This is a genomic window from Lysinibacillus sp. FN11 (assembly GCF_024628845.1).
Classification (GTDB): domain Bacteria; phylum Bacillota; class Bacilli; order Bacillales_A; family Planococcaceae; genus Lysinibacillus; species Lysinibacillus capsici.
On the sequence record NZ_CP102383.1, the window covers coordinates 1,927,375 to 1,948,947 of the forward strand.

The 21,573-nt window shown below is 35.3% G+C and carries 20 protein-coding genes and 5 pseudogenes; 4 read left to right on the top strand and 21 right to left on the bottom strand.

Annotated features, from left to right (window positions below; translation table 11 throughout):
• Nucleotides 1-198 precede the first annotated feature (198 nt).
• Nucleotides 199-1,370 (top strand): annotated as a pseudogene (locus tag NP781_RS10310) (IS256-like element IS256 family transposase).
• Between the two features lie 756 nt (nt 1,371-2,126).
• Here the strand turns inward: NP781_RS10310 and NP781_RS10315 are convergent.
• The 3 genes from NP781_RS10315 to NP781_RS10325 form a co-directional block, all read right to left on the bottom strand.
• Nucleotides 2,127-3,008, bottom strand: coding sequence for an alpha/beta fold hydrolase (locus NP781_RS10315; RefSeq protein ID WP_373880553.1), 882 nt, complete (start codon nt 3,006-3,008; stop codon nt 2,127-2,129).
• A gap of 1,061 nt (nt 3,009-4,069) precedes the next feature.
• Nucleotides 4,070-4,558 (bottom strand): hypothetical protein, encoded by a 489-nt coding sequence (locus NP781_RS10320; protein ID WP_257522197.1) that lies wholly within the window; start codon nt 4,556-4,558, stop codon nt 4,070-4,072.
• Nucleotides 4,559-4,656: 98 nt separating this feature from the next.
• Entirely contained in the window at nt 4,657-4,848 is a 192-nt protein-coding gene (locus NP781_RS10325) for a hypothetical protein (protein WP_257522198.1), read from the bottom strand.
• Nucleotides 4,849-5,043: 195 nt separating this feature from the next.
• On the opposite strand from NP781_RS10325, the pseudogene NP781_RS10330 reads away from it, so the two are divergent.
• A pseudogene (locus tag NP781_RS10330) lies at nt 5,044-5,299 on the top strand (AsnC family transcriptional regulator); the annotation flags it as partial.
• On the opposite strand, the gene NP781_RS10335 reads toward NP781_RS10330, so the two are convergent.
• The 10 genes and pseudogenes from NP781_RS10335 to NP781_RS10380 all read right to left on the bottom strand — a co-directional run bounded on the left by NP781_RS10335 (nt 5,284) and on the right by NP781_RS10380 (nt 12,551).
• The gene (locus tag NP781_RS10335; RefSeq protein WP_221681841.1) at nt 5,284-5,772 is read right to left on the bottom strand and encodes a GNAT family N-acetyltransferase; all 489 of its coding nucleotides are present in this window, start codon (nt 5,770-5,772) and stop codon (nt 5,284-5,286) included. The pseudogene NP781_RS10330 and the gene NP781_RS10335 sit on opposite strands and share 16 nt — an antisense overlap.
• 58 nt (nt 5,773-5,830) lie before the next feature.
• Complete coding sequence (locus tag NP781_RS10340; RefSeq protein WP_221681840.1) at nt 5,831-7,183, bottom strand: NAD(P)-binding domain-containing protein; 1,353 nt, start codon at nt 7,181-7,183, stop codon at nt 5,831-5,833.
• A gap of 92 nt (nt 7,184-7,275) precedes the next feature.
• Entirely contained in the window at nt 7,276-7,497 is a 222-nt protein-coding gene (locus NP781_RS10345) for a hypothetical protein (RefSeq protein ID WP_221681838.1), read from the bottom strand.
• Between the two features lie 59 nt (nt 7,498-7,556).
• Complete coding sequence (locus NP781_RS10350; protein ID WP_036124835.1) at nt 7,557-7,838, bottom strand: Fe-S cluster assembly protein HesB; 282 nt, start codon at nt 7,836-7,838, stop codon at nt 7,557-7,559.
• Nucleotides 7,835-9,604 (bottom strand): arsenical pump-driving ATPase, encoded by a 1,770-nt coding sequence (gene arsA, locus NP781_RS10355; RefSeq protein WP_306831710.1) that lies wholly within the window; start codon nt 9,602-9,604, stop codon nt 7,835-7,837. The genes NP781_RS10350 and arsA overlap by 4 nt, the downstream gene beginning before the upstream one ends.
• A 1-nt stretch (nt 9,605) precedes the next feature.
• Nucleotides 9,606-9,966 (bottom strand): annotated as a pseudogene (arsD, locus tag NP781_RS10360) (arsenite efflux transporter metallochaperone ArsD).
• A 1-nt stretch (nt 9,967) separates the two neighbouring features.
• Nucleotides 9,968-10,387, bottom strand: coding sequence for an arsenate reductase (thioredoxin) (arsC, locus tag NP781_RS10365; RefSeq protein WP_257522200.1), 420 nt, complete (start codon nt 10,385-10,387; stop codon nt 9,968-9,970).
• Between the two features lie 12 nt (nt 10,388-10,399).
• The gene (arsB, locus tag NP781_RS10370) at nt 10,400-11,458 is read right to left on the bottom strand and encodes an ACR3 family arsenite efflux transporter (protein WP_221683287.1); all 1,059 of its coding nucleotides are present in this window, start codon (nt 11,456-11,458) and stop codon (nt 10,400-10,402) included.
• The gene (locus tag NP781_RS10375) at nt 11,451-11,777 is read right to left on the bottom strand and encodes an ArsR/SmtB family transcription factor (protein WP_257522201.1); all 327 of its coding nucleotides are present in this window, start codon (nt 11,775-11,777) and stop codon (nt 11,451-11,453) included. Before NP781_RS10375 ends, arsB begins: the two co-directional genes overlap by 8 nt.
• Before the next feature lie 333 nt (nt 11,778-12,110).
• Nucleotides 12,111-12,551 (bottom strand): NUDIX hydrolase, encoded by a 441-nt coding sequence (locus NP781_RS10380; protein WP_257522202.1) that lies wholly within the window; start codon nt 12,549-12,551, stop codon nt 12,111-12,113.
• Nucleotides 12,552-13,002: 451 nt separating this feature from the next.
• On the opposite strand from NP781_RS10380, the gene NP781_RS10385 reads away from it, so the two are divergent.
• Nucleotides 13,003-13,455 (top strand): hypothetical protein, encoded by a 453-nt coding sequence (locus NP781_RS10385; RefSeq protein WP_257522203.1) that lies wholly within the window; start codon nt 13,003-13,005, stop codon nt 13,453-13,455.
• A 401-nt stretch (nt 13,456-13,856) separates the two neighbouring features.
• On the opposite strand, the gene NP781_RS10390 is transcribed toward NP781_RS10385, so the two are convergent.
• The 5 genes from NP781_RS10390 to NP781_RS10410 all read right to left on the bottom strand — a co-directional run bounded on the left by NP781_RS10390 (nt 13,857) and on the right by NP781_RS10410 (nt 18,237).
• Complete coding sequence (locus tag NP781_RS10390; RefSeq protein ID WP_257522204.1) at nt 13,857-14,330, bottom strand: EVE domain-containing protein; 474 nt, start codon at nt 14,328-14,330, stop codon at nt 13,857-13,859.
• 11 nt (nt 14,331-14,341) lie between these two features.
• Complete coding sequence (locus tag NP781_RS10395) at nt 14,342-14,878, bottom strand: DinB family protein (protein WP_257522205.1); 537 nt, start codon at nt 14,876-14,878, stop codon at nt 14,342-14,344.
• A 67-nt stretch (nt 14,879-14,945) separates the two neighbouring features.
• Nucleotides 14,946-15,893, bottom strand: coding sequence for a helix-turn-helix transcriptional regulator (locus NP781_RS10400; RefSeq protein ID WP_257522206.1), 948 nt, complete (start codon nt 15,891-15,893; stop codon nt 14,946-14,948).
• A 487-nt stretch (nt 15,894-16,380) separates the two neighbouring features.
• Nucleotides 16,381-16,794, bottom strand: a complete 414-nt coding sequence (locus tag NP781_RS10405; RefSeq protein WP_257522207.1) for a universal stress protein — start codon at nt 16,792-16,794, stop codon at nt 16,381-16,383.
• 12 nt (nt 16,795-16,806) lie between these two features.
• Nucleotides 16,807-18,237 carry a SulP family inorganic anion transporter gene (locus NP781_RS10410; protein ID WP_257522523.1) on the bottom strand — a complete coding sequence of 477 codons (1,431 nt, stop codon included), beginning with the start codon at nt 18,235-18,237 and terminating at the stop codon, nt 16,807-16,809.
• A 93-nt stretch (nt 18,238-18,330) separates the two neighbouring features.
• Between NP781_RS10410 and NP781_RS10415 the strand changes: the two genes are divergently transcribed.
• The gene (locus NP781_RS10415; protein ID WP_257522208.1) at nt 18,331-18,870 is read left to right on the top strand and encodes a recombinase family protein; all 540 of its coding nucleotides are present in this window, start codon (nt 18,331-18,333) and stop codon (nt 18,868-18,870) included.
• A gap of 218 nt (nt 18,871-19,088) precedes the next feature.
• On the opposite strand, the pseudogene NP781_RS10420 reads toward NP781_RS10415, so the two are convergent.
• The 3 genes and pseudogenes from NP781_RS10420 to NP781_RS10430 form a co-directional block, all read right to left on the bottom strand.
• Nucleotides 19,089-19,545: pseudogene (locus NP781_RS10420) on the bottom strand (NUDIX pyrophosphatase).
• A gap of 234 nt (nt 19,546-19,779) precedes the next feature.
• Nucleotides 19,780-20,225: pseudogene (locus tag NP781_RS10425) on the bottom strand (MarR family winged helix-turn-helix transcriptional regulator).
• Nucleotides 20,226-20,317: 92 nt separating this feature from the next.
• Nucleotides 20,318-21,379: a flavin-containing monooxygenase gene (locus NP781_RS10430; protein WP_257522209.1), complete on the bottom strand. Its 1,062-nt coding sequence runs from the start codon at nt 21,377-21,379 to the stop codon at nt 20,318-20,320.
• Nucleotides 21,380-21,573: the final 194 nt, after the last annotated feature.

Below are 21,573 nucleotides of genomic sequence, written 5' to 3' on the forward strand. Positions count from 1 at the left end.
CTAACTGGTTTATTTAACTTCCAAGTAACGAACATTACACATAATATAAGTAAACATATAAAAAATAATTTCTTTTTTATAATTTTCACCTCAAATCGATAAAGTCCGTATAATTGTGTAAAAGTAAAAAGGCCATATAACAGTCCTTTTACGGTACAATGTTTTTAACGACAAAAACATACCCAGGAGGACTTTTACATGACCCAAGTACATTTTACACTGAAAAGCGAAGAGATTCAAAGCATTATTGAATATTCTGTAAAGGATGACGTTTCTAAAAATATTTTAACAACGGTATTTAATCAACTAATGGAAAATCAACGAACAGAATATATTCAAGCAAAAGAATATGAACGAACAGAAAACCGACAAAGTCAACGAAATGGCTATTATGAGCGCAGCTTTACGACACGTGTAGGCACGCTAGAATTAAAAGTACCCAGAACACGTGATGGCCATTTTTCACCCACAGTGTTTGAACGTTATCAACGAAACGAAAAAGCCCTCATGGCTTCAATGTTGGAAATGTATGTATCAGGCGTTTCAACTCGTAAAGTATCAAAAATTGTGGAAGAACTTTGTGGTAAATCCGTCTCTAAGTCCTTCGTTTCTAGCTTAACAGAACAGCTAGAACCTATGGTTAACGAGTGGCAGAATCGTTTATTATCAGAAAAAAATTATCCTTACTTAATGACCGATGTACTCTATATAAAAGTACGAGAAGAAAATCGAGTACTCTCAAAAAGCTGTCATATAGCGATTGGAATAACCAAAGATGGCGACCGTGAAATTATCGGCTTCATGATTCAAAGTGGCGAAAGCGAAGAGACCTGGACAACATTTTTTGAATACCTAAAAGAACGCGGTTTACAAGGTACGGAACTCGTTATTTCTGATGCGCACAAAGGATTAGTCTCTGCCATTAGAAAATCCTTCACCAACGTAAGTTGGCAAAGATGCCAAGTTCACTTCCTAAGAAATATCTTTACCACCATTCCTAAAAAAATTCAAAATCTTTCAGAGAAGCTGTTAAAGGAATTTTTAAGTTCACAGATATTAACTTAGCGCGTGAGGCTAAAAATCGATTGATTCATGATTATATCGATCAACCAAAATATTCAAAAGCTTGCGCATCATTGGATGATGGATTCGAAGACGCCTTTCAATATACCGTACAAGGAAATTCCCACAATCGACTAAAGAGTACCAATCTAATTGAACGACTGAATCAAGAAGTACGCAGAAGAGAAAAGATTATTCGCATCTTCCCCAATCAAACATCAGCCAATCGCTTAATTGGAGCCGTTCTTATGGACCTACATGATGAATGGATTTATTCTTCAAGAAAATACATCAATTTTGATAAGTAGAAATGGTAAAAACATTGTATAGCATTTTACACAGGAGTCTGGACTTGACTCTCAAATCTTTAATTTTTATTAATATATAATATAAATATTGTATTTTTATATTATATATTAATAAAAATTTCAATTTATAACTTATTTATACATTATTTTTAATCTAACAATAGGAATAAAGTGTTTTAAAAGTGAGTGAATATGGCAAAATGAGTTCCAAGCATAGCGACGTTCCTAATCTGCCATTCTTATATAGAAAGACAATTGATTGATGAAAAACTTTATAATATTTTGGAGGTGTGTTTTTGCAAATTAAATGTGAGCCACTAAAAATTATTCTTTTCTATCCATTCCTTCGTTTGTAAATGAGTTACGAGCCACTTATTATGTAGATAATGTATGTACGGTGTGTGAGTCAATCTGTTAATGCTGACTTTAAAAAATGAAAAACGCTCAAACGATAGAATATTCATAATAATAGTAGCAGTTCTTCCTGCACGTAATTATAGGTGAGTAAAGAGTATTTTGGCTCCTTTTTTATCAAATGCAATGTAACTAAATATTTAAAGTAAGGACTATTTTGATATAAAGTGGCTCTCATTTCAATTGCAGTGGTAGCTCGGTTTTAGCTTAACAAAAATAATACAGAAGTGTGATGGACTATTGTAGATGTGGACTTGAACTCAGGCACCTCCTAAAGTAGAAATATCTATTACAAAATACAAGAAGGTGATTCGTATACTAATTTAAATACATATGAAGTTGTTAATAGGTAATCAAAAATTTTATTAATTCATCATACATTCTTTCGGAATCATGCCCGAGCCAAATTAAATGACCCCAATTTTGAAGAATACAAAGTTTCGAATTTGTGATGTTATGTTGTGCATGATAAGCATGTTCAACAGGTGCAGCACTATCATTTATACTATGTAAAATTAATGTAGGACACTTAATTGAGCGTAAATCAGCTGCAGAAATTGTTCCAGTTTGTGATAAGTCAATCATAAAACCATATCCAGAGCGTTGTCTATTGTTCATTTTACAAAACATCTCAATATCAACATCAGTAATTTGAGTGGCTACTTCAATATAAGGAAGTTTACTAAAAGAAGGGGCCATTTGTTTAAACATAAATTCGGAAAATCGGTTACTTAAGTGACTAATAATTCTCCAAGTATATTTTTCTATAGTAGGACGAAATAAAATTTTGGCTGCTTTATATTCCATATCTTTAGATGTAAGCCATTGTTTCGTTACGGCCGATTGTAAAGTAAGACTTCTTACACGTTCTGGATAATTAGAAGCAAAAAAGATTCCACTTGGTCCTCCAGCAGAAATGGCAATTACATGTACCTTTTCGATATTCAAATGATTGAGTATAGTTAAATAAGCATGGCAGGCTGTTTGAAGATCTTTCCCGAGAAGTGGATCTGTATTACCATATCCAGCTCTAGAAGGAGTTATTATTGAATAACCTTGTTCCAATAATTCAGCGTAGCCAAACTCTTCTTTACAATTAGAATGTCCACCATGAAACACAAGTATTGGTGTACCTTTTCCTATAATTGAATATTCCATTTTTCTTCCAATATCGTCAATAAAATTATCGATAACTCTTTCCTGATAAAGCTCCGTTTCCCCCATTGAAGTTTGCACAACTTACACCCCTTTTTTAAAAAAACTTAGAATATTGATACATATATAGGATCTAATATCGTTTTATTCTTTTATTAACTTCTTGTACATTTAGTTCTACAAAAAAATGCGTAACCCTGCCTTTTTAGATGAGAAAAGAATTGCACGATCATTATATTGGATCTTTAATTAAAACGAGCGCTGTTTCTTATTACAGTATCACACTCAATTGTTGAATATCACATGGGAGTTTTTTCAACATTATAAACGGTTCAGTCCTTAAAACTTCTTTTTCATCCCCTGAGACAATTATACGGACTTCTTTTGCATTTGAAATGATTCTTAAATATACGAATAAGAAATGTCCAGACTTGTATATGGACAAGAATCTACAGACCCTTCGTTCATTTCGTTCATGATATTGGTTCACACTCTACAACAGTTGTTGGGCTCCCCATAGATTTTTATCAGCTATGATTTTGTCAATTAGTTCGATAGCATCTTGTTTCTTTATTTCCATGTTTACATCCCGACAAATTCTTATATGCTCTTTTGCTTCCAGCTTATCCCTCTATAAGTAGTCATCTATTCGGTCTATATCCCGATGTTTTCTGTGCTTCGGCGGATGTCTCCACCTCCTTGTTTCTTTCAAGATTGGAGTTTGTTCTGTCCTTCACCATAGTTGACTTGGCTACTATGATTTCTCTTGATTCATCTGACTATCACTAGACAAATTGTTAATTAAAATAACCCTCAAGAGACCTCCCTGGGTAAGCACAACCACTTTCCTCTCATATAACCGCCAGATTTACTGTATAGGATTCGAACAGTATTAGACTTCGTTTTGTTATGCAAGTTTATCCATCCCAAGCCAGCCTTCTATCTGATTTCTGTTCAACAGTTTGAGAGTTTGCGTCCTATTACCTCCAGATTCCACGTCGCCATGGACACCCCTGTCTTTTGCTAACAGTTCCTACTGCCAAGCCTGTATGGACTTTTACCATTGAGTTGTTGTACATGCCGGGCACACATAAAAAGCGTTAATCCATTTGGATCAACGCTTCATTTATTCATCTTGTATCTCTTTGCTTAACTAATGCGAAACAATAAGCTATAAAAACAGTGGTAAATAGTAACGCAAGTAATGTCCATCCATTAAAGAAGATATTATTTGAATATGTGTTAAGTAATGGAATTTGAGTTATTTTAGTAACTGAATCATTATTTTCAAAGACTAATAATCTAAATTCTCTTGCTTCTTTAAAAGTAAAGAAATATATAATACTCGAAAGAAGGAATGAAAATATAATTATTATTTTATATTGCATTGTCTTGTAAGTTCTTTTAGCAAAAGAATATGCAATTTTAAATGTACCAATAATCGAAACTATCAAGAACGGCATTAAAAATACTAAAGGAAAGAGTCCTGGATTACCATTACTAATATTATTCTCTGAACTACCTATCAAAACAGGTTCAGTTAAAAAATTAATCACGTAAAAGGCGATAGAAGTAACAATAACGTTTAAAGAATAAAAAAACAATGATAATTTATTCACTTTTCCCCCTCACAATCTTTAAATTATCTACTCATGTAAACTGTATTGATTTTATCAGATATTTTTGTCCAACTTACATAATTAGTAGATGTATTATATTATCCACCGTCTGGATCTTTATAGCCTACATAATTTCCACCTTCAGTGTCATAACCATGTATTAGTCTCCAATGGTAGTTTTCTCCACTAAGTAATAACCACACTGCTCCAACAGGATTATTACCGTTTTTCGCTGTTTGGATACCTCCAAATGTTGGTGCACCACTAGAATTAAAGTTCCATCCTGCCATGTCATGATTTAAGTAAAGTTTTAGACCATTTGCAAAAGAAATATCTAAAGTATTTTCTGAAAATGTGGAAACCTCATTCGTTTGAATTTGACCTTGCTTTGCTTGTATTGAAGTCCAAATTTATATCTTTGAAGTTCTCTAGCACCCTCGAAATCCTTAGCTTTTTGAGTTTTCCATAATAACAGCCGTTTATAAATGAGCGAGCTTGGAAGAAGGGTACATCTGTCCTACCCATCAGTAACGGAACGTGTAAGACAAATGGAATCATTGGGAAATATAAAAAAATAAACTTTAGAAGTTGATTATGAGAAATTAGGTTTACCAATCCAATGCATAATTGAAGCCTCTGTAAAAAATGGTGACTATAAATCTTTTTAAAATTATATCGAGAAACTTCCTAGTATAGAATTTCGTTAGCATAGCAGGGAGCGCGTACTATATGTTTAATCTTCTTTCCATTAAAACTGTATCATGCCATATCCCATCTAACTGAGCAATTTTTTCTCTTGTACCAACAATTCGAAAGCCCATCTTTTTATGTAATTGGATACTTGATGTATTGATCGCAAAGATGGATGATTGGAGTGTCCAAAATCCCTTCTTTTCACTCTCTTCTATTAGTAATTTAAAAAGCCTTGAAGCAATACCTTTCCCTCTACTATCACTCGATATATAAACACTAACTTCTCCCACTCCAGAATAAACGGCACGTGTAGAGACTGGGGAAATGCCAATCCAACCAACTACTCTATTGTGTTCCTCTGCAACAAAGCGCAGGGCCGCATGATGTCTTTCCTCCCATACCTGTTCACTTGGCACAATTGTTTCAAAGGTTGCTATCCCTGTTTCGATTCCCTCTTTATAAATATTTAATACCTCTTGTAAATCTTTCTTTACCATTTTACGAATAATTAGTGTGTCCATCCCATTTCCCCCTTAGTATTTTAAAAAGGACTGCTAGCTTGCGCTAACAGTCAAATTTTTAACAACATGTATTTGATTGATTGACAAGATTAATACTACATACGCCTGTTTCTGGTAATTCTAATTCCACACGTTTCGACGCTTCTTCATCTCCTGATAAATAAGCTGTTATGGAACGAACCTGTTCATAGCCTGTTGCCATTAAAAATGTGGGTGCACGTCCATAACTTTTAGCTCCGACAATATAGAAGTCCTTTTCAGGTTGACGTAGTATTTCTTCACCATGCGCCCTTACTGTGCCACAACTATGAACATTTGGATCAATTAGTGGCGCTAATGCTTGCACACTTTCTGTTGCTGAGTCAATCGAAAGGCGTAATTCGCTGTTAATTGATAGGTCTGGTCTATTTCCCGCATTGACAATAAGCTCTTCAAATCCTGTTAATACTTTTTGTTCTCCGTTTATAGTACCAACAATATGGATGTTCTCTTCTTTCTTCACCTGTGAGATATAGAAAGGAGTTATTACTTCAACCTTACCTGTATCTACTAATTCGTGAATGCGAACACCGAGTGCGCCACGTGCTGCTAATGCATCTTTTTCTTCTCCACCATAGGCTTCTTCTACAGACTTTTTACGCATAATCCACACTAGCTTTGTTGCAGGATTCTTTTCTTGTAATTCCGTAAGTGCCAATAAAGTATTGATAGCTGAATGGCCACCACCAATAACTGCAATCTTCTTATTGGCATATCGCTTTGCATTGGTATTTATGTCTGGGATCCCATACTCAATGTGATCTGCTAATGCTTTTTCATTTTGCAGCCATACACCTGTAGAATTTGCTGGGTTGGGATTCCCCCATGTTCCTGTTGCATCAATAACAGCTTTTGCCTCAATAATATCGATGTCATCCTCTTTTTCAACATATATATTAAAGGACTGATTGAATCGATTTTTTGATTTCATTTTATCATTTTTTTGTCTTGAAATAGCTACTACTTTGGAGTTCAATCGGATACTTGGTTTTATTTGTCTTAACTCTGCCAAAGGTTTTAAATAAAGATCAATTAACTCATGCCCCGTAGGTATTGTTTCTAAGTTAGGTTCTACCCAATCAGACCCCTCTAATAATGATTTAGCAGCTTTATTGATGTTATATCGCCATGGTGAAAATAATGTAACATGCCCCCAGGTACGAATATTGTGTGCTATTTCATGCCCAGCCTCAAGTAAAATAAATGCTTGCTTTTGTTCCACTAAATGAGCAGCTGTAGCTAATCCAATGGGACCTGCACCAATTATGACAATCGGTAAATTCTTATTGGGGTTATTAACACTCTCCTGTACTTCAATATCCTTAGTAGTACAACAAGATCCATTTTGGTTGATTACTTTTAGTGTTTTCATCATTAAATTCTCCTCTTTTTTATATAAGCATTCACTTATATAAAATGTATTTTTTACGCCTAGCAGTTAGCTAGACGTTGTAAATTTAGTAATTAACACATTTCAATTTCACACATTGTTTTATCAATTTCTTTTATAGCTTTTTCAAATTGCAACCATGTCGAAGTGCCGTAACGATCTATATCTCCTTTAAAGAAGAAGTTAAAAGCAAACTCTTTAGCCTGTATCAAAGTGTATTCTCTACTAATCATAATTAACTTCAAATAAGCGATAAAATAATCTTTAGTTAATACACTAGCATGGTTAACTGTCATTATTGTATCCTCCATTCAATGGATTGAATAATTGCTAAGACAGTATTTAAGGTATCTGTTTAGCAAGATGTCGGTGAGTATCCAACTAATACTAAACCTAGTTCACCATTCTCTTCTTCTGCATGGATCGTAACATCTGTTAATTGCGGTGCAATATCAGGATGAATTGCGACCTCGATACCTTCAATTGTTTGAATTGCATCTTCTTCTGCTGGTGCTTCTAAGCCTACACCTAAATTAACACCACAGCAGCCTGCAATACCAAAGAAACGAAGCGTTTTAACCTCTGAATCAGCTAATACCTGTTCTAAATAATTTTTACCTTCTGGACTCATTTTCATTTGATTTTCTCTCCTTTTAATTCATGTAAACCTTGTGTTCCGACTGGTGGCGTTATTACCCATGGAATGGCCACGAATTGATTATTGCTGATGGATCTAACTTCTTTTAGCCATTTCGTTTCAGCTTGTTGTTTTTGAATTAATGTTGGACTTGTTGTATAGATAGATGAAAATGTTTGATTAACAACCCACCAATCAACAGATAATCCAGCACGGTGTAAATCTTCTTGTAAGCGCGAAGCTTCATAAACAGGTGTTGCTTCAGGAAGAGTTACAATGGCAACACTCGTATAAGACGCATCACGCAACCTTGGTAACAGGTTAGAAACAGCTGGAGGAATATCCCCTTGTGAACGGCTTATTTCGAGATGATAAGCTTCTGTTGCGTCCAGTAAAAGCAACGTATGCCCTGTTGGTGCAGTATCAATAATAATGACTTCATCTTGATGATTTTCTACAACGTTAGCAAATGCTCTGAATACAGCTATTTCCTCTGTACAAGGAGAAGCTAAATCCTCTTTCACAAATGCTAAACCTTCCTCATTCATCGTTTCACTTGCCTTAGCAAGCACTTCTGCTTCATAGTTTGCCACTTCTGCTTTTGGATCGATACGACTGATCGTTAAATTTTTAACGTTATCATCACCGAATGTCCAATTGAGGTGTGCGGCAGGATCTGTTGTAGTTAAATGTACATGAGTACCCTCTTCTGCTAATCGTAATGCAATATAAGAAGCCACAGTTGTTTTTCCAACCCCACCTTTCCCCATCGTAAAAATGAGTTTCGGCTTACGTTCTAAATAATCTGCAATCATTTCTTCTATCTCAGGAATCTTAGTTTCTTCATTTGATTCATCTGCATGTATAACTTCTTGGTCAGTCATCCATGCTTGCATACGCTCAATACTTGATAATGAGTACGGTACAAAAGGTAAGTAGAAATGCTCAAATTGATTTAGTTCTTCAGGAATTCTTGCTAGTGCATCAACTTGACGCGCAATGAAAGCCTCTTCGATTTCATCAGTAGAATTGACATTACTCAAATATCCATTAATAAGTAATGTTTGATTTTGAATACCTATTTCAAACAACTCCTGAGAAGCACGTGCTGCTTCTTTTAAAGGATTTTCTTCAGGGCGTGTCACTAGCATTAACGTTGTTTGATTGCCATTCTTTAAACGTTCAACAGCTTCTTTATAGATTTCACGTTGTGGCTCCAGCCCTTTTAAAGGACCTAAACATGAAGTGCCAGTCGTGTTATCATCTAGAAACGTAGACCATGCAGAAGGCAATTGTAATAATCGTAACGTATGCCCTGTAGGTGCTGTATCAAACACCACAGTGTCAAAATTCCCCATCACTGAAGTATCAGTCAATAGTGATGCAAATTCATTAAAGGCGGCAATTTCTACTGTGCAAGCACCAGAAAGTTGTTCCTCCATATTTTGTAATACCACTTCAGGTAGTTTTCCACGGTACGGACCAACCATTTGCTCTTTATAATGTTGTGCCGCCTGTTCAGGGTCCAAATTTATCGCAAATAAATTGTTTATGCCTTCAATTTTAGTTGGACTATTAGAAAGCGTTTGGCCAAAAATATCTTGTAAGTTGGATGCGGGGTCTGTACTAATTAAAAGTACCTTTTTCCCTTCCTTTGCAATGGTAATTGATAGGCTACACGCAACCGATGTTTTCCCAACGCCCCCTTTCCCCGTAAAAAACAGGAATGGGGTGTCTGGGAAATAACTTCTTGTAAAGCGTTCCATATTACGCATCTCCTTTTAGTGACAAGCGTACTTTTGGCTTTTGTAGTAATTCGTCTTCTGAAAAGTCCTGACCACTGTGAAAATTGTTCATTTGTTGGATATATCCCTTTACAAAGTAATTCTCCATCCACAAACGTTGCAGGCAAGGCATCAATTCCTTCCGACATTAATAGTTGATTGATTGCTTCGTTTTCTACAAAAGCATTGGGCTCGTTTGTAAGATTAAATCTTTCAGCTTCTATGTTTGTTTTCTTTAAATTATTCATAATAAATGACATACGCAATAATTCTGGGTCTATAGAGGGTCCACATAAGCCTGTAGAACAGCACATTGCTGGTTCATAGATATGAATTTTTTTCAATTTATTTCAGCTCCTCAATTACAAATTGTTCAATGCGTTTACCAATTGCATCACGAACATTTTGAAATACAGCCCATTTCTCTTCATCCGTACCTGTCGCTTTCGCAGGATCTTCAAATCCCCAATGCTCACGACGAACGTGAGGAGGTGTCATTGGGCATTTATCAGCGGCATCCCCACATAACGTGACAACTAACCTGGCGTTGTTTAATGTCTCCATATCAATTAAATCGGATGTATGATTTGAAATATCAACCCCCACCTCGGCCATCGCTTTTATAGCATTCGGGTTTACACCATGTGCTTCAATCCCAGCACTTTTAACTGTCCAATTGGTTGGTAGTAGCTTTTTTGCCCATCCTTCAGCCATCTGACTTCGACATGAGTTTCCTGTACATAAGAAATAAAGTGTATTTGTCATAGTAATTGCTCCTTATAATTTAATGGTTTTAAAGTATTTTTTCTGCCAACGTAGGGCAACCCATACAAGTCCGATGAGAACAGGTACTTCTACAAGTGGACCAATAACAGCAGCAAATGCCACGCCACTATGCAGGCCAAACACACCCACTGCAACCGCAATCGCCAGCTCAAAATTGTTACTTGCAGCTGTAAAAGAAAGAGCTGCTGTGACAGGATAAGATGCCCCTACTTTACGGGAAGAGAAGAATGACACAGCAAACATAATTACAAAGTAAATAAATAATGGGATTGCAATTCGTACCACATCAAGTGGCAGTTCCACTAATTGCTCACCCTTTAAGGCAAACATCATCACTATCGTAAATAACAGGGCAATTAAAGTAAGTGGTGAAATCTTTGGCAAGAATTTTTCCTCATACCACTGTTTCCCTTTTGTTTTAATGCCTATCCATCGTGTGAGGAACCCTGCAGCAAATGGTATCCCTAAGTAAATCAGTACGCTCTTAGTAATTTCCCACATGGAAATAGAAACACTAAAATTCTCTAAGCCAAACCAACCAGGTAATACATTTAAGAAAAAGTAAGCAAAAATTGAATAAGTCACGATTTGAAAGATGGAGTTAAACGCAACTAAACCAGCTACATATTCACGGTCTCCACGTGCTAAATCGTTCCATACAATCACCATTGCAATACAACGAGCTAAACCAATCATAATCAGTCCAGCCATATACTCTGGATAATCGTGCAGGAAGATGATGGCTAAAAAGAACATTAAGAACGGTCCGAGTAACCAGTTTTGAAAAAGAGAAAGTAAAAGCACTTTCCAATCCTTAAACACACGCCACATTTCTTCATACTTTACTTTCGCTAATGGTGGGTACATCATGACAATTAACCCGATAGCAATCGGTATGGATGTTGTGCCAATAGACATGGCCTCTAATGCTTCTCCAATATTAGGCATTGTCAAACTTAATAAAACACCTATTCCCATAGCAACAAATATCCATAGGGTAAGGTAACGATCTAGAAAAGAAAGCTGCTTGGTTAAAGAATTATTATTCATTATCAGTTCCCCCTACATGGCAACAATCTGTGCCACAGTTGCAACCCTTTAAAGGCTGAATTTGTTCTAAGATGCCCTTCATCAATGGCGTTTGATCCTCTACTAAACGGTAATGTTTCCAAGTCCCTACTTTTCGTTCCGTAATAATGCCTGCCTCCTTTAATTTTCGCAGATGTTGACTAACGGCTGGTTGTGATATGCCTAGTACATCTACAAAATCACATACACATACCTCCCCATTCTTCATGCATGCAAGTAATTTAATGCGATTTAAATCTGCAGCTGCTTTTAGTTGTTTTTCAATTAGTGTATTTTCCATTTATCTGCACTCCTTATATAATTATTTGCTTATATATTATTTTAAATAAAATCACCTCGTTAAAGAAAGGTGAATTAATCCGTATATAACTATATTCTTATATTATGATTTAATGTTTTGAATTGCAACAGATTTTTGTAGATTTAGAATAAAGATTGAGCAAAAATACCTCACAAACCTTTATTTTACGTTAAATAAGAAGAATCCCTTTTTGAAAAAGATTGAGCAAAAGGAATTCTTCTTTAGCAGTTTTAAGTTAGGTTTTTATAAAAAGTTTGATCATTTTCCAACTTTGTTGCTCCACAATGGCGCCCTATAATGGAAAATGTATAACTAATATTTCACCTGCATATTATCTTGTAGTATTTTCTCTGCAAGTTTAATGTTTTCTTTTAGAAATAAAGGTAGTTCTGTATGTGCAAGAACCTCAGATGTAGTCATCCAAATAACATCATCCACTTCTTCAGTACTTTTAGCGTAAGGTTCTCCAGATTTATGATGACATAGGAAAACTATATCGATTACATTTATCCCTGATTCTGTCACGAAGGAGGAGCTATTTACATATTTAATGCCTGTAATTTCGCTACCTACTTCTTCAAAAACTTCTCGTTTTAATGTTCTTTCCAGAATATCAGACGAATCGCCTTCAATTTCACACTTTCCTCCTACTAATGAGAGACCTCCACCAGCATGCGCCTCCTTTTCACTTCTACGGATTAAAAGCCATTTCTCATTGCGACGAATAGCCCCTTCTACATTTACTACAAACATAAAATACCCCCTAAATTTATACTTTATCCATAAACACATGGCCCATTTTATTTCGTAGACGCATTTTTTTCTGCAGAAATGCGCCCAGTTATAGAACTTTCAAACAATATTCTGTTAATCATATCACACACCAATTATTACCACCACGACTCAAGCACTTTAATTTGAACTAATAATAAACTAATTTTTTAGATTATTATAAATATTAATCCTCCTAATTTCTCCAAAACCCTTATTCAACAATATGGCCTGATTGTGGAACAAGAAAAAATCTTGCTTTTATATTTCGTAAAAACATTGAGCTTAAAGTTCGATAAAAAACGCGACAACTTTAAAAACTAATCCCTTGATTTTTGTTAAAATGTAAATAAAGGTTTTTTGCTTTTATGTTAAAATTTTTGTAAAATAAAACGGAAGACACATATTTTTACAACTTGGGAGGGGCTATATTATGCGAAGTAAACGAATTAAATTAGCAATTGTCGCAATTATTCTTGTCCTTTGTATAACTGGTATTCTATTTTATTCAGAATATGGAACAAAGGATTTTGGAGATGAACTCATTACAAACACTGATAAATTTGAAGAAGTTGTTGATAGCATTTCCGTTTGGGAAATGAACGGTGGTGTAGATAACAAAAATATATTTATCGTAAACAAAGACGATGAATTATATAACGAAGTACGCAGCATTTTGAATAATTGGGAAGCAAAACGAACTTTATTCAAAAGTATGGATGTCTCTAACTCTTATTACAAAATAGTTTTCACTAATAACGACGATACTACTAATCCAATTAATATATTAATTTCAAAAGATGGTATGGTTAACATTAACTCAAGAGAATACGAACTTGTCAAAGGCGATTTAGTTGAATTACTTAATATCGCTAACTATGAATAATCAATCGAGAATGATGAATCTCAAGTACCTTGTATTCCGCTGCAAGTTCGCATGGATTGGTGGAATGCTTGTTGTATGGTGAAGTCCTAAATTTTCTGATTTCTGATTCGTGCAATCATTGCGGAAAGCTCCGTAAGCTAAATAGATCTTTTTTTTACATCTATATGGTTAAGTGAACCAGATGTAAACAATTATAAATGGTGACTGTTTTTATAATAAAGGCGGCCTTCCACAAACTAATCTGTGGAGGACCGCTTTTAATTTGTTCTTATTTACTTAACAATCCTCGTCTCGTGAATTCAGAAGGACAGAACACTATTCAACAATAGCGCCCAATTGTTGAATAGTGTTATCTAACTAAAGCACTCGAAAGTTTAAGTGAAACTGTTCACAACTTATAATCAGTGTTTTAGGATCTCGGATAACGCCTGTTCCTCACCATCTAACATCGAAGTAACGATTGTCATAAAATCTTCAGCTCCAATTTCAAAATGACCTCGACGAAATGGATATCCCCAATTGCGATTTCCACGCGTAAAAGTGAGCTGGTTTAACAACACTGCAATCTTAACTTCTCGACAAGGAATATAACGCATATCTCTGCGAAATGGCACAAACGACTCCGACACTTGATGTTTGTAAGCACCGTTGTCCGTAACCTGACCAATAGCAGTAAATGCTTGAACTGGCTTCCCTTTTAACATGTCTATGCGAGGGGAATAGTATATCAACCAATCACCTGGAGACATTTTACGCAAAGGTGCTGCCTTACCGTGACACAACTGTGCAAAACCACCTTCTATGGCTAAATTCACATGAGAAGCGGATACAACGCCAATCCAATATCTGCTTTTCTGACTTGTTATATTCGACATGATGCATCCCCCTACTCTTCAAAGGCTAAACTTTTCAACCGATCCAGTTGTAAAAAATGATGTCTGTAATGCATTTCAATCAACATAAACCATTCCTGCGCGTTTAAAGCACCGAACGCCGGATGAAGTATCTTGTTACTTACAGGCACTTGAAGTAGAACTGATTCCGTATTCCTCATCCGTTCCACTACACTGTGAAGTCCTTCTACCAATTGCTCCATGCTCTCTGGTGGTTGCGGAGTATAATTTGGCGAAGCAGGGACTTTAATACGAACAGCAGGAAATTGTTCTAGATTAAAAACAATCTTACCCTGCTCAGTTTTTTCCTTCGTTGGGTTCAATGTCGATTCGCTACCAGCTAAACATTGCTCGACATTATGTAGATGCATGAAAGCTGATTGAATTAAATGTACATACATCTGTCCAATGGACCAATCTTCTTCGTTCAGCTTTCTATGTAATTTATCCATATTGAGTTTTGTCAGTTCTTCCAAATATCTTTCTACTGTAAGTTCAAATGACATCAATACTTCCTTTGTAGTTTTCATCCTTTAAGCAGCTCCTCTTCATCTTGGTATAGTCACAGTATAAAAAAACACTACTGACAGGTGTATGTCAGTAGTGTTCTAAAATTTTTTCCGCTACTTCCCGAATCTTGAAGCGTAAAGACTTCGGCTCAATCACCTCGATATCTCCGCCCCAGCCAAGTAAATGATGTAATAGTTCCTCTGGATACCGAACACGAAATTGAAAGATTATCTCCTCATTCCGCTCCTCAATGGATTCAATATAAAAATTAACTGCCTCAATGATTTTGTCGGCAATTTCGGGGTTTGCCCTCATTATTATTCTTTCATCTCGATTGTCAGGTGGCCGATAGCTACTTAGGTCAAAATCATTTGGTAGAAGAAATTGATCTTCCAACACAGAAAGGTCGGACATCCGGGACAAGCGGAAATGTCGCATTTCTTGCCTCATATCACAGTATGCTAGTAAAACCCAATTTTCATGGACAAGTGTTAATCCATATGGAGAGACCACACGTTTATTTTTCCGATTCCCATCTGTTCCTGGCATTTTTTTAATATACATAAAACTGATTTTGCACTGTTTCAAAATTGCATCGCGAACTTGATTAAGATACGTTTTTACCCGCTCTTCAGTTGACTGCTCACCTATATGAAGCAGTCGCATTGTTTCCCGAACAAGCCTTGACTCGTTACGAACTGACTCCGCCAAAGTAGCCTCGATTTTGCGTTTAGCGGACTTTGCATTTATACCATAATCTGTATCCAACCTTTGCTCGATAAAATCAGCTCCCATGAGCAGGGAGACGGCCTCTTCTGCTGTGAACCTAACCGGAGGTAGAAAATATCCTTCCATTAAGGAATAACCCTGACCAGGGGCGCCTAAAATGGGAACCCCAGCCTCACTTAGTGCTTGAATATCCCTATATATCGTACGTATACTTGTCTCAAATTGAGAAGCTAAATCTTCTGCTCTCAGTGTTTTACTTCGCTGTAATTCAAGCGTGATTGCAAGCTGCCTCTCCGTTTTGTTCATTTTTTTCCTCCACCATTTCTACATTCTATTACGGTACTTGCCCAATAGTTGAATAACAGCAAGCAATGTAACTGGGCTATATCCCTGGATTCGTTTGTATGATATCAAGTTTGCTTAGAGTCATGGTACAACAATTGATAATAGTTGCTTCAATTAAGAATTTTTAAACACCATTCAACTAGATTTTCCTGTTAAAACAGGTATTCACCCATGTTTTCACGAAGTCTTAATCTAATAATTCTTCAGCAAATTTAATCATCCTTAGTCTCAAATTGCACATATTTCTTATAATATCATAAAAATTTTTGTACTAGACTGCCCCATTTGTTGAACAAAAAAATCCTGCATATCGACACAGGATGTTTAAACAAACTTGATTATAAATGATTAATTTTTTTATAAAACTACAAAGGCTACCTGTGAATTTTTCATACTCAAGTTAAACCTTTCCAAAGTATTTCCATTTTACATGCTTCATTAAACCTTGCTATTTCACTATTAACGCTGGGCAATGAACATGTTTCATCACTTTGTGGCTGACACTTCCTAACACCATCTCTTGTAAAGTATTTAAGCCTCTGCTACCAATGATAACAAGATCAACTTGCTTTTCATTTGCGTACTTCACAATTATAGGACCAGGTGTACCATGTAAAATCGTTAATTTGAAGTTACTACCAGCAACTCTTAAAACTTCTTCTACTGGTACTACCTTTCGTTTACGTTCTAATAATAAACTTTCACTAGATACAGCATGTAACACTTCTGTTTTCGCCTTTTCAAAATCTGCCACATACACCATTTCAATCAGTGAATTCTCAGAAGCAATTTTGACTGCCTCTTTTGCGGCACGCACTGAATGCTCAGAACCATCAACAGCCAATAAAATATGTTTATACATAAAGTATCCCCCTTAATGTGATACACCTACATTTAATAATTGGTTATATAATTTTTCACTCGCTGGATTCATGCCAATGACTTTCACTGTTTTCCCCTGCTCTTCTAATTTCGTAACGACTTTTACGACTGCACCAACTGCTGATTCATCCCATAAATGGCTACTTGTTAAGTCGATTGTAACGATATCATCCTTAACTGCTTCCAGTGTTTGGACAAATTTTTGAGTAGACGCAAAAAATAAAGGACCTTCTACAATAAATTGATCGTTATCTTGATGTATTCGTACCTTTGAAATCGTTGCAACAAAGAATAAAGAACTTAAAATTACTCCTAATACAACTCCAATCGCCAAGTTATCTGTATAGACAACTACAGCAACCGTTGCAAGCATAACGAATGCTTCACTTTTAGGTGCTTTGACAATATATTTAAACGATCCCCATTCAAATGTACCGATACTTACCATGATCATAATCCCAACAAGTACTGGCATTGGAATATCGACCACGATGTTGCCAAGTACTAGGATTAAGAACATTAGGAACATTCCAGCCACAAGTGTTGATAGACGTCCTCGACCACCTGATTTTACGTTAATCATCGACTGTCCAATCATTGCACATCCCGCCATACCTCCAAAGAAACCATTAACGATGTTTGCAATTCCTTGTCCACGTGCCTCGATATTTTTATTGGATTTTGTATCCGTCATATCATCAACAATTTGGGCGGTCATTAGTGATTCCATTAACCCAACAAGCGATAATGCTAGTGCGTAAGGGAAAATAATCACTAACGTTTCAATATTGAATGGTACGTCTGGAATGAAAAAATGCGGTAAGCTCTGTGATATCGCACCTAAATCTCCTATCGTTTTTAGTTCAAAATTAAAAATGAATGTTACAGCCGTTAACATGATAATCGCAATTAAAGGTGCAGGTATTACTTTAAGGAATCGAGGTAAAATGTAAACGATACATAATGTGACCACGATAAATATATACGTTATATACCCTTCACGTAAAAAGTGTGGTACTTGTGCCATGAAAATTAAGATTGCTAGTGCATTAACAAAGCCAATCATGACCGAATTTGGTATAAAACGCATGAGCTTAGCAATTCCAAATACACCAAATAAAACTTGAATAATTCCTGTTAAAATTGTTGCTGCTAATAAATATTGTAACCCATGGTCTGCCACCAAATCTGCAATCACGAGTGCCATTGCTCCTGTTGCGGCAGAAATCATTCCCGGTCTTCCCCCAACAAATGCTATAATAACAGCAATAGAAAAGGACGCATAAAGTCCGACCATTGGATCGACACCAGCAATGATAGAAAAGGCAATTGCTTCAGGTATAAGCGCTAAGGCGACGACCATCCCTGATAAGATGTCACCACGCACATTACCAAACCATTGTTGCTTTAAACTTTGCATGATATTCTCCTTCTTTACTAAAATATAATCTTTGAATATCATAGCATACTTTTCCCAAAAAGGAACCTTTACGGAACTGAAATGGAGTGAAATTATATGATTTACGGTTATCAACGACCCTTATATAATGATGAGGATATGCAAATTCAAACTGTTGCTTTAAAGAATTGTGACCATCTATTTACTGAAAATCATGGTCGTGCGAAAAAGCGATTAGTTCTTGAAGAATTACTCATGACTATAGAAAAAGACGATACCATTCAGGTACTTCGTTTCTTTAGCATTGCGGATACAACTAGGCATTTAGAAGACCTACTAAAAATTTGTAAAAGAGATCAAGTAACAATTCATTTTATGGAGGAAAATATTACGTCCACACAAATTCTTGAAATGCCACTAGAGCAAGTTTTACAATTCTTTTTAACATTTCAAAGTGATATCGTAAAGCAATCAACTACTTTAGGAATGGCTGAAGCAAAAGCAAAAGGAAAATCAATTGGGCGACCTAAGAAATCAGATGAAAATATAAAAAAGGCAATTGAGATGTATCAGTCTGGAAACACATTATTGGATATTAAGAATGAAACAGGTATTAGTAAATCAACGCTTTATCGTTATCTAGAGTCAATAGAATAAAACAACTTTAAATTAAAATCTTTATAACCACTATCAATTAAATTAAAAACAAGCCTGCTTATGCGTTAGTTTGAGCAGGCTTGTTTTCTGAGTGAATTCGTTTTTACTTCCCAAAAAGTCATAAAAAGATGGTATTCAATACTATGCTTCGTTAATTCAATAAAATGAGCTGCCTTTGCAACTCCTTGTTCTTAGCACCTTAGCTTAAATAATTTCTTTCATAAACTTTGTTCAGTGTTAATCTGATTTAATAACCTTTTGTTCAATTCCCATAACGCCGTTTTATTGCTACCCCATTTCAAAAGTATTACTGCCTCTTCAAAACATAACCATTTATAGTTAAGGTGCTCTTTGGATAAAGATATATCTTTTGTAGGAACTTTAACACCAAAAGAAAATTCTTTTAATACATAAACGTTTTCTCCCCAAAGGAAATTCCCCACTACATCTTCTACTGGTAGTGAAGAAATAGAATCTAATTCAATATATGGATAATCTCTTGTAATGCCAGCCTCTTCAAATGCTTCTCTTTTTGCTGATTCAATAGGAGTCTCACCCTCTTCTACACTAGCTAACCCCTGCCAATACCCATAATCACTTCTCTTAAAAATTGCATATTCAATGGAATTTAGTGATTGTATAAGGAAATACCAAAACTTGATAAGGTGCGCTGATTGCTTATCTCCTCCCAAAAATAACCTTAAAATAAATTTGACCTTTCTTTAACCAACTTATTTATATATGTTATTCCACATTCTGGCCTGTTTATTGAACAAAAAAAACCTGCATATCAACACAGGATTTTTAATCAAACTTGATTATCAATATTATAAAACTACAATTACATCTTTTATTGGACTATTTTTTACAGTTAGTTGAAATTAATAATTGCTTATAATCTTTAACGCATTATGAAGAAGGCATACAACAAAAGCTTGATTTAGCCATAGCTTTGTTTAAAAGTTCAATTGAACGTAAAACAGTTTCTTTTTCGAACTCATTCAAATGCGAAAAAACTTCATTTAAATAATTGTTTATCATTTCATCAATTGTAGTAGCGAGAAATGTCCCTTCCACCGTTAATGACAAAATATACACTCTTTTATCTGATGGTAGAGGATTTTTTTGACAAGATTCATCTTAATAAGAGATTGAATCTGTCTACTAAATGTAGTAATATCCATCCCTATTGCCTCTGCTATTTGTTGCATAGATGGGTTATTTTGTTTGTCTATCTCATATAGAATATGGCTCTGTATTGGTGTGATGTCAATTGATCCTACAGAACAACATGTTTTATTTAGTAAAGCAAACTTTTGAGTTAATACTTGAAAAAGTTCACGTTTATTTTCCATTTAATCATCTCCTATAAAGACATATATATATTATTTACTTGCAAAATGCAACTAAAATATATTTAACTTTTTTTGAAGATGTTTTCCTTACTTCAAAAGTTACTTTTCAAGTGATGAAGTAACTTTTTCACCACATACTCGGCATCTTCTCCCACTCCTCTTAAAGTTGCAGATGCAAATGATCGTTGTCCTTCTAGTCCCACAAAATACAATCCAGGGATACTGCTAATACCTGCCTTTTGTAAAGGCATTCCTTCCCCATCCAATGCACCGAGTAATTTCATATAGGGTAAATATGGTCTGAATCCTGTGGCATAGATAATAGTATCTACAGTTTCCCTTTCTCCATCCGGCCAAATAACTCCATCTTCATAGAAAGAAGTAAACATTAAACGTTGTTCTGGATTCCCCTTACTAATTCTATCTTTATATCCACCTGTATCATTCACAGCATTTGATCTGGGTGCCGTTTTTCCAAAGCGCCAGAAAGGAAAGGTATCAAAACCAATTATTTTCAACCAATAATGTATATCCAGTCCAAGTAAACGTTGTTTTACAAATTTTATTGGTTGTCGTACTGAAAGAGTAGTTTTGCTCACCTCAGACAATTCAACAGCAATCTGCACAGCCGAATTTCCTCCGCCAATTACAATTACCCTTGTGTTATGAAATGGCAGTGTATTTTGATACTCTGAAGAGTGAAGAGTTTTCCCCTGAAAAACTTCTCTTCCTTTAATTTTAGGAATAAAAGGGTTATTAAATGAGCCTGTAGCGTTTATGATTGTTCTAGCTTGAAATATATCCCCTGTGACTGTTCGAATAATAAAACCTAGTTTGTTTTTCTCTATCAAATCTACTCTCTGATTAATTAAAACAGGTAATTGAAACTTATTTTTATACTCCTGCAAATATTGAATAACTTCACCTCTTTTCGGATAGCGATTCTGAGTTCCAGGAAACTTCATACCAGGCAAAGAGGAAACACTTGCTGGAGAAAACAATTTAAGACTGTCATAATATCTTGGCCAAGATCCCCCAATCTGATTACTTGCCTCCAATATTAAAAAACGTAGACCTTTTTTCTGTAAATGAAAACCTGATGCTAGCCCTGCCTGCCCTCCCCCTATTACGATAGTTTCTAGTATATCTTTCATTTTTATTCCTCCCTTTTTTATTTGTATTATGCAAGTATTAATGTAAAATAAATATGTTCAAGATACTCATTTTGTCTTAACATTTCCCTTCAATTAAAACGCTATGTAAAATATTTATAACGTAATTACTTGCAAAATGCAAATAAAATAATAAAAAAAAATACCTCTCTACCTGAGTGGATTATGGAAGTCTC

What these genes read in the sequence shown, in the direction of transcription:
- NP781_RS10430 (WP_257522209.1), bottom strand. Translation starts at nt 21,379, where the DNA reads ATGAAAGATATACTAGAAACTATCGTAATAGGGGGAGGGCAGGCAGGG.
- NP781_RS10415 (WP_257522208.1), top strand. Translation starts at nt 18,331, where the DNA reads ATGATTTACGGTTATCAACGACCCTTATATAATGATGAGGATATGCAA.
- NP781_RS10350 (WP_036124835.1), bottom strand. Translation starts at nt 7,838, where the DNA reads ATGAAAATGAGTCCAGAAGGTAAAAATTATTTAGAACAGGTATTAGCT.
- NP781_RS10395 (WP_257522205.1), bottom strand. Translation starts at nt 14,878, where the DNA reads ATGAAAACTACAAAGGAAGTATTGATGTCATTTGAACTTACAGTAGAA.
- NP781_RS10325 (WP_257522198.1), bottom strand. Translation starts at nt 4,848, where the DNA reads ATGGCAGGATGGAACTTTAATTCTAGTGGTGCACCAACATTTGGAGGT.
- NP781_RS10340 (WP_221681840.1), bottom strand. Translation starts at nt 7,183, where the DNA reads ATGAAAACACTAAAAGTAATCAACCAAAATGGATCTTGTTGTACTACT.
- NP781_RS10315 (WP_373880553.1), bottom strand. Translation starts at nt 3,008, where the DNA reads ATGGGGGAAACGGAGCTTTATCAGGAAAGAGTTATCGATAATTTTATT.
- NP781_RS10385 (WP_257522203.1), top strand. Translation starts at nt 13,003, where the DNA reads ATGCGAAGTAAACGAATTAAATTAGCAATTGTCGCAATTATTCTTGTC.
- NP781_RS10390 (WP_257522204.1), bottom strand. Translation starts at nt 14,330, where the DNA reads ATGTCGAATATAACAAGTCAGAAAAGCAGATATTGGATTGGCGTTGTA.
- arsB (WP_221683287.1), bottom strand. Translation starts at nt 11,458, where the DNA reads ATGAATAATAATTCTTTAACCAAGCAGCTTTCTTTTCTAGATCGTTAC.
- NP781_RS10345 (WP_221681838.1), bottom strand. Translation starts at nt 7,497, where the DNA reads ATGACAGTTAACCATGCTAGTGTATTAACTAAAGATTATTTTATCGCT.
- NP781_RS10405 (WP_257522207.1), bottom strand. Translation starts at nt 16,794, where the DNA reads ATGTATAAACATATTTTATTGGCTGTTGATGGTTCTGAGCATTCAGTG.
- NP781_RS10375 (WP_257522201.1), bottom strand. Translation starts at nt 11,777, where the DNA reads ATGGAAAATACACTAATTGAAAAACAACTAAAAGCAGCTGCAGATTTA.
- NP781_RS10400 (WP_257522206.1), bottom strand. Translation starts at nt 15,893, where the DNA reads ATGAACAAAACGGAGAGGCAGCTTGCAATCACGCTTGAATTACAGCGA.
- arsC (WP_257522200.1), bottom strand. Translation starts at nt 10,387, where the DNA reads ATGACAAATACACTTTATTTCTTATGTACAGGAAACTCATGTCGAAGT.
- NP781_RS10380 (WP_257522202.1), bottom strand. Translation starts at nt 12,551, where the DNA reads ATGTTTGTAGTAAATGTAGAAGGGGCTATTCGTCGCAATGAGAAATGG.
- NP781_RS10335 (WP_221681841.1), bottom strand. Translation starts at nt 5,772, where the DNA reads ATGGACACACTAATTATTCGTAAAATGGTAAAGAAAGATTTACAAGAG.
- arsA (WP_306831710.1), bottom strand. Translation starts at nt 9,604, where the DNA reads ATGGAACGCTTTACAAGAAGTTATTTCCCAGACACCCCATTCCTGTTT.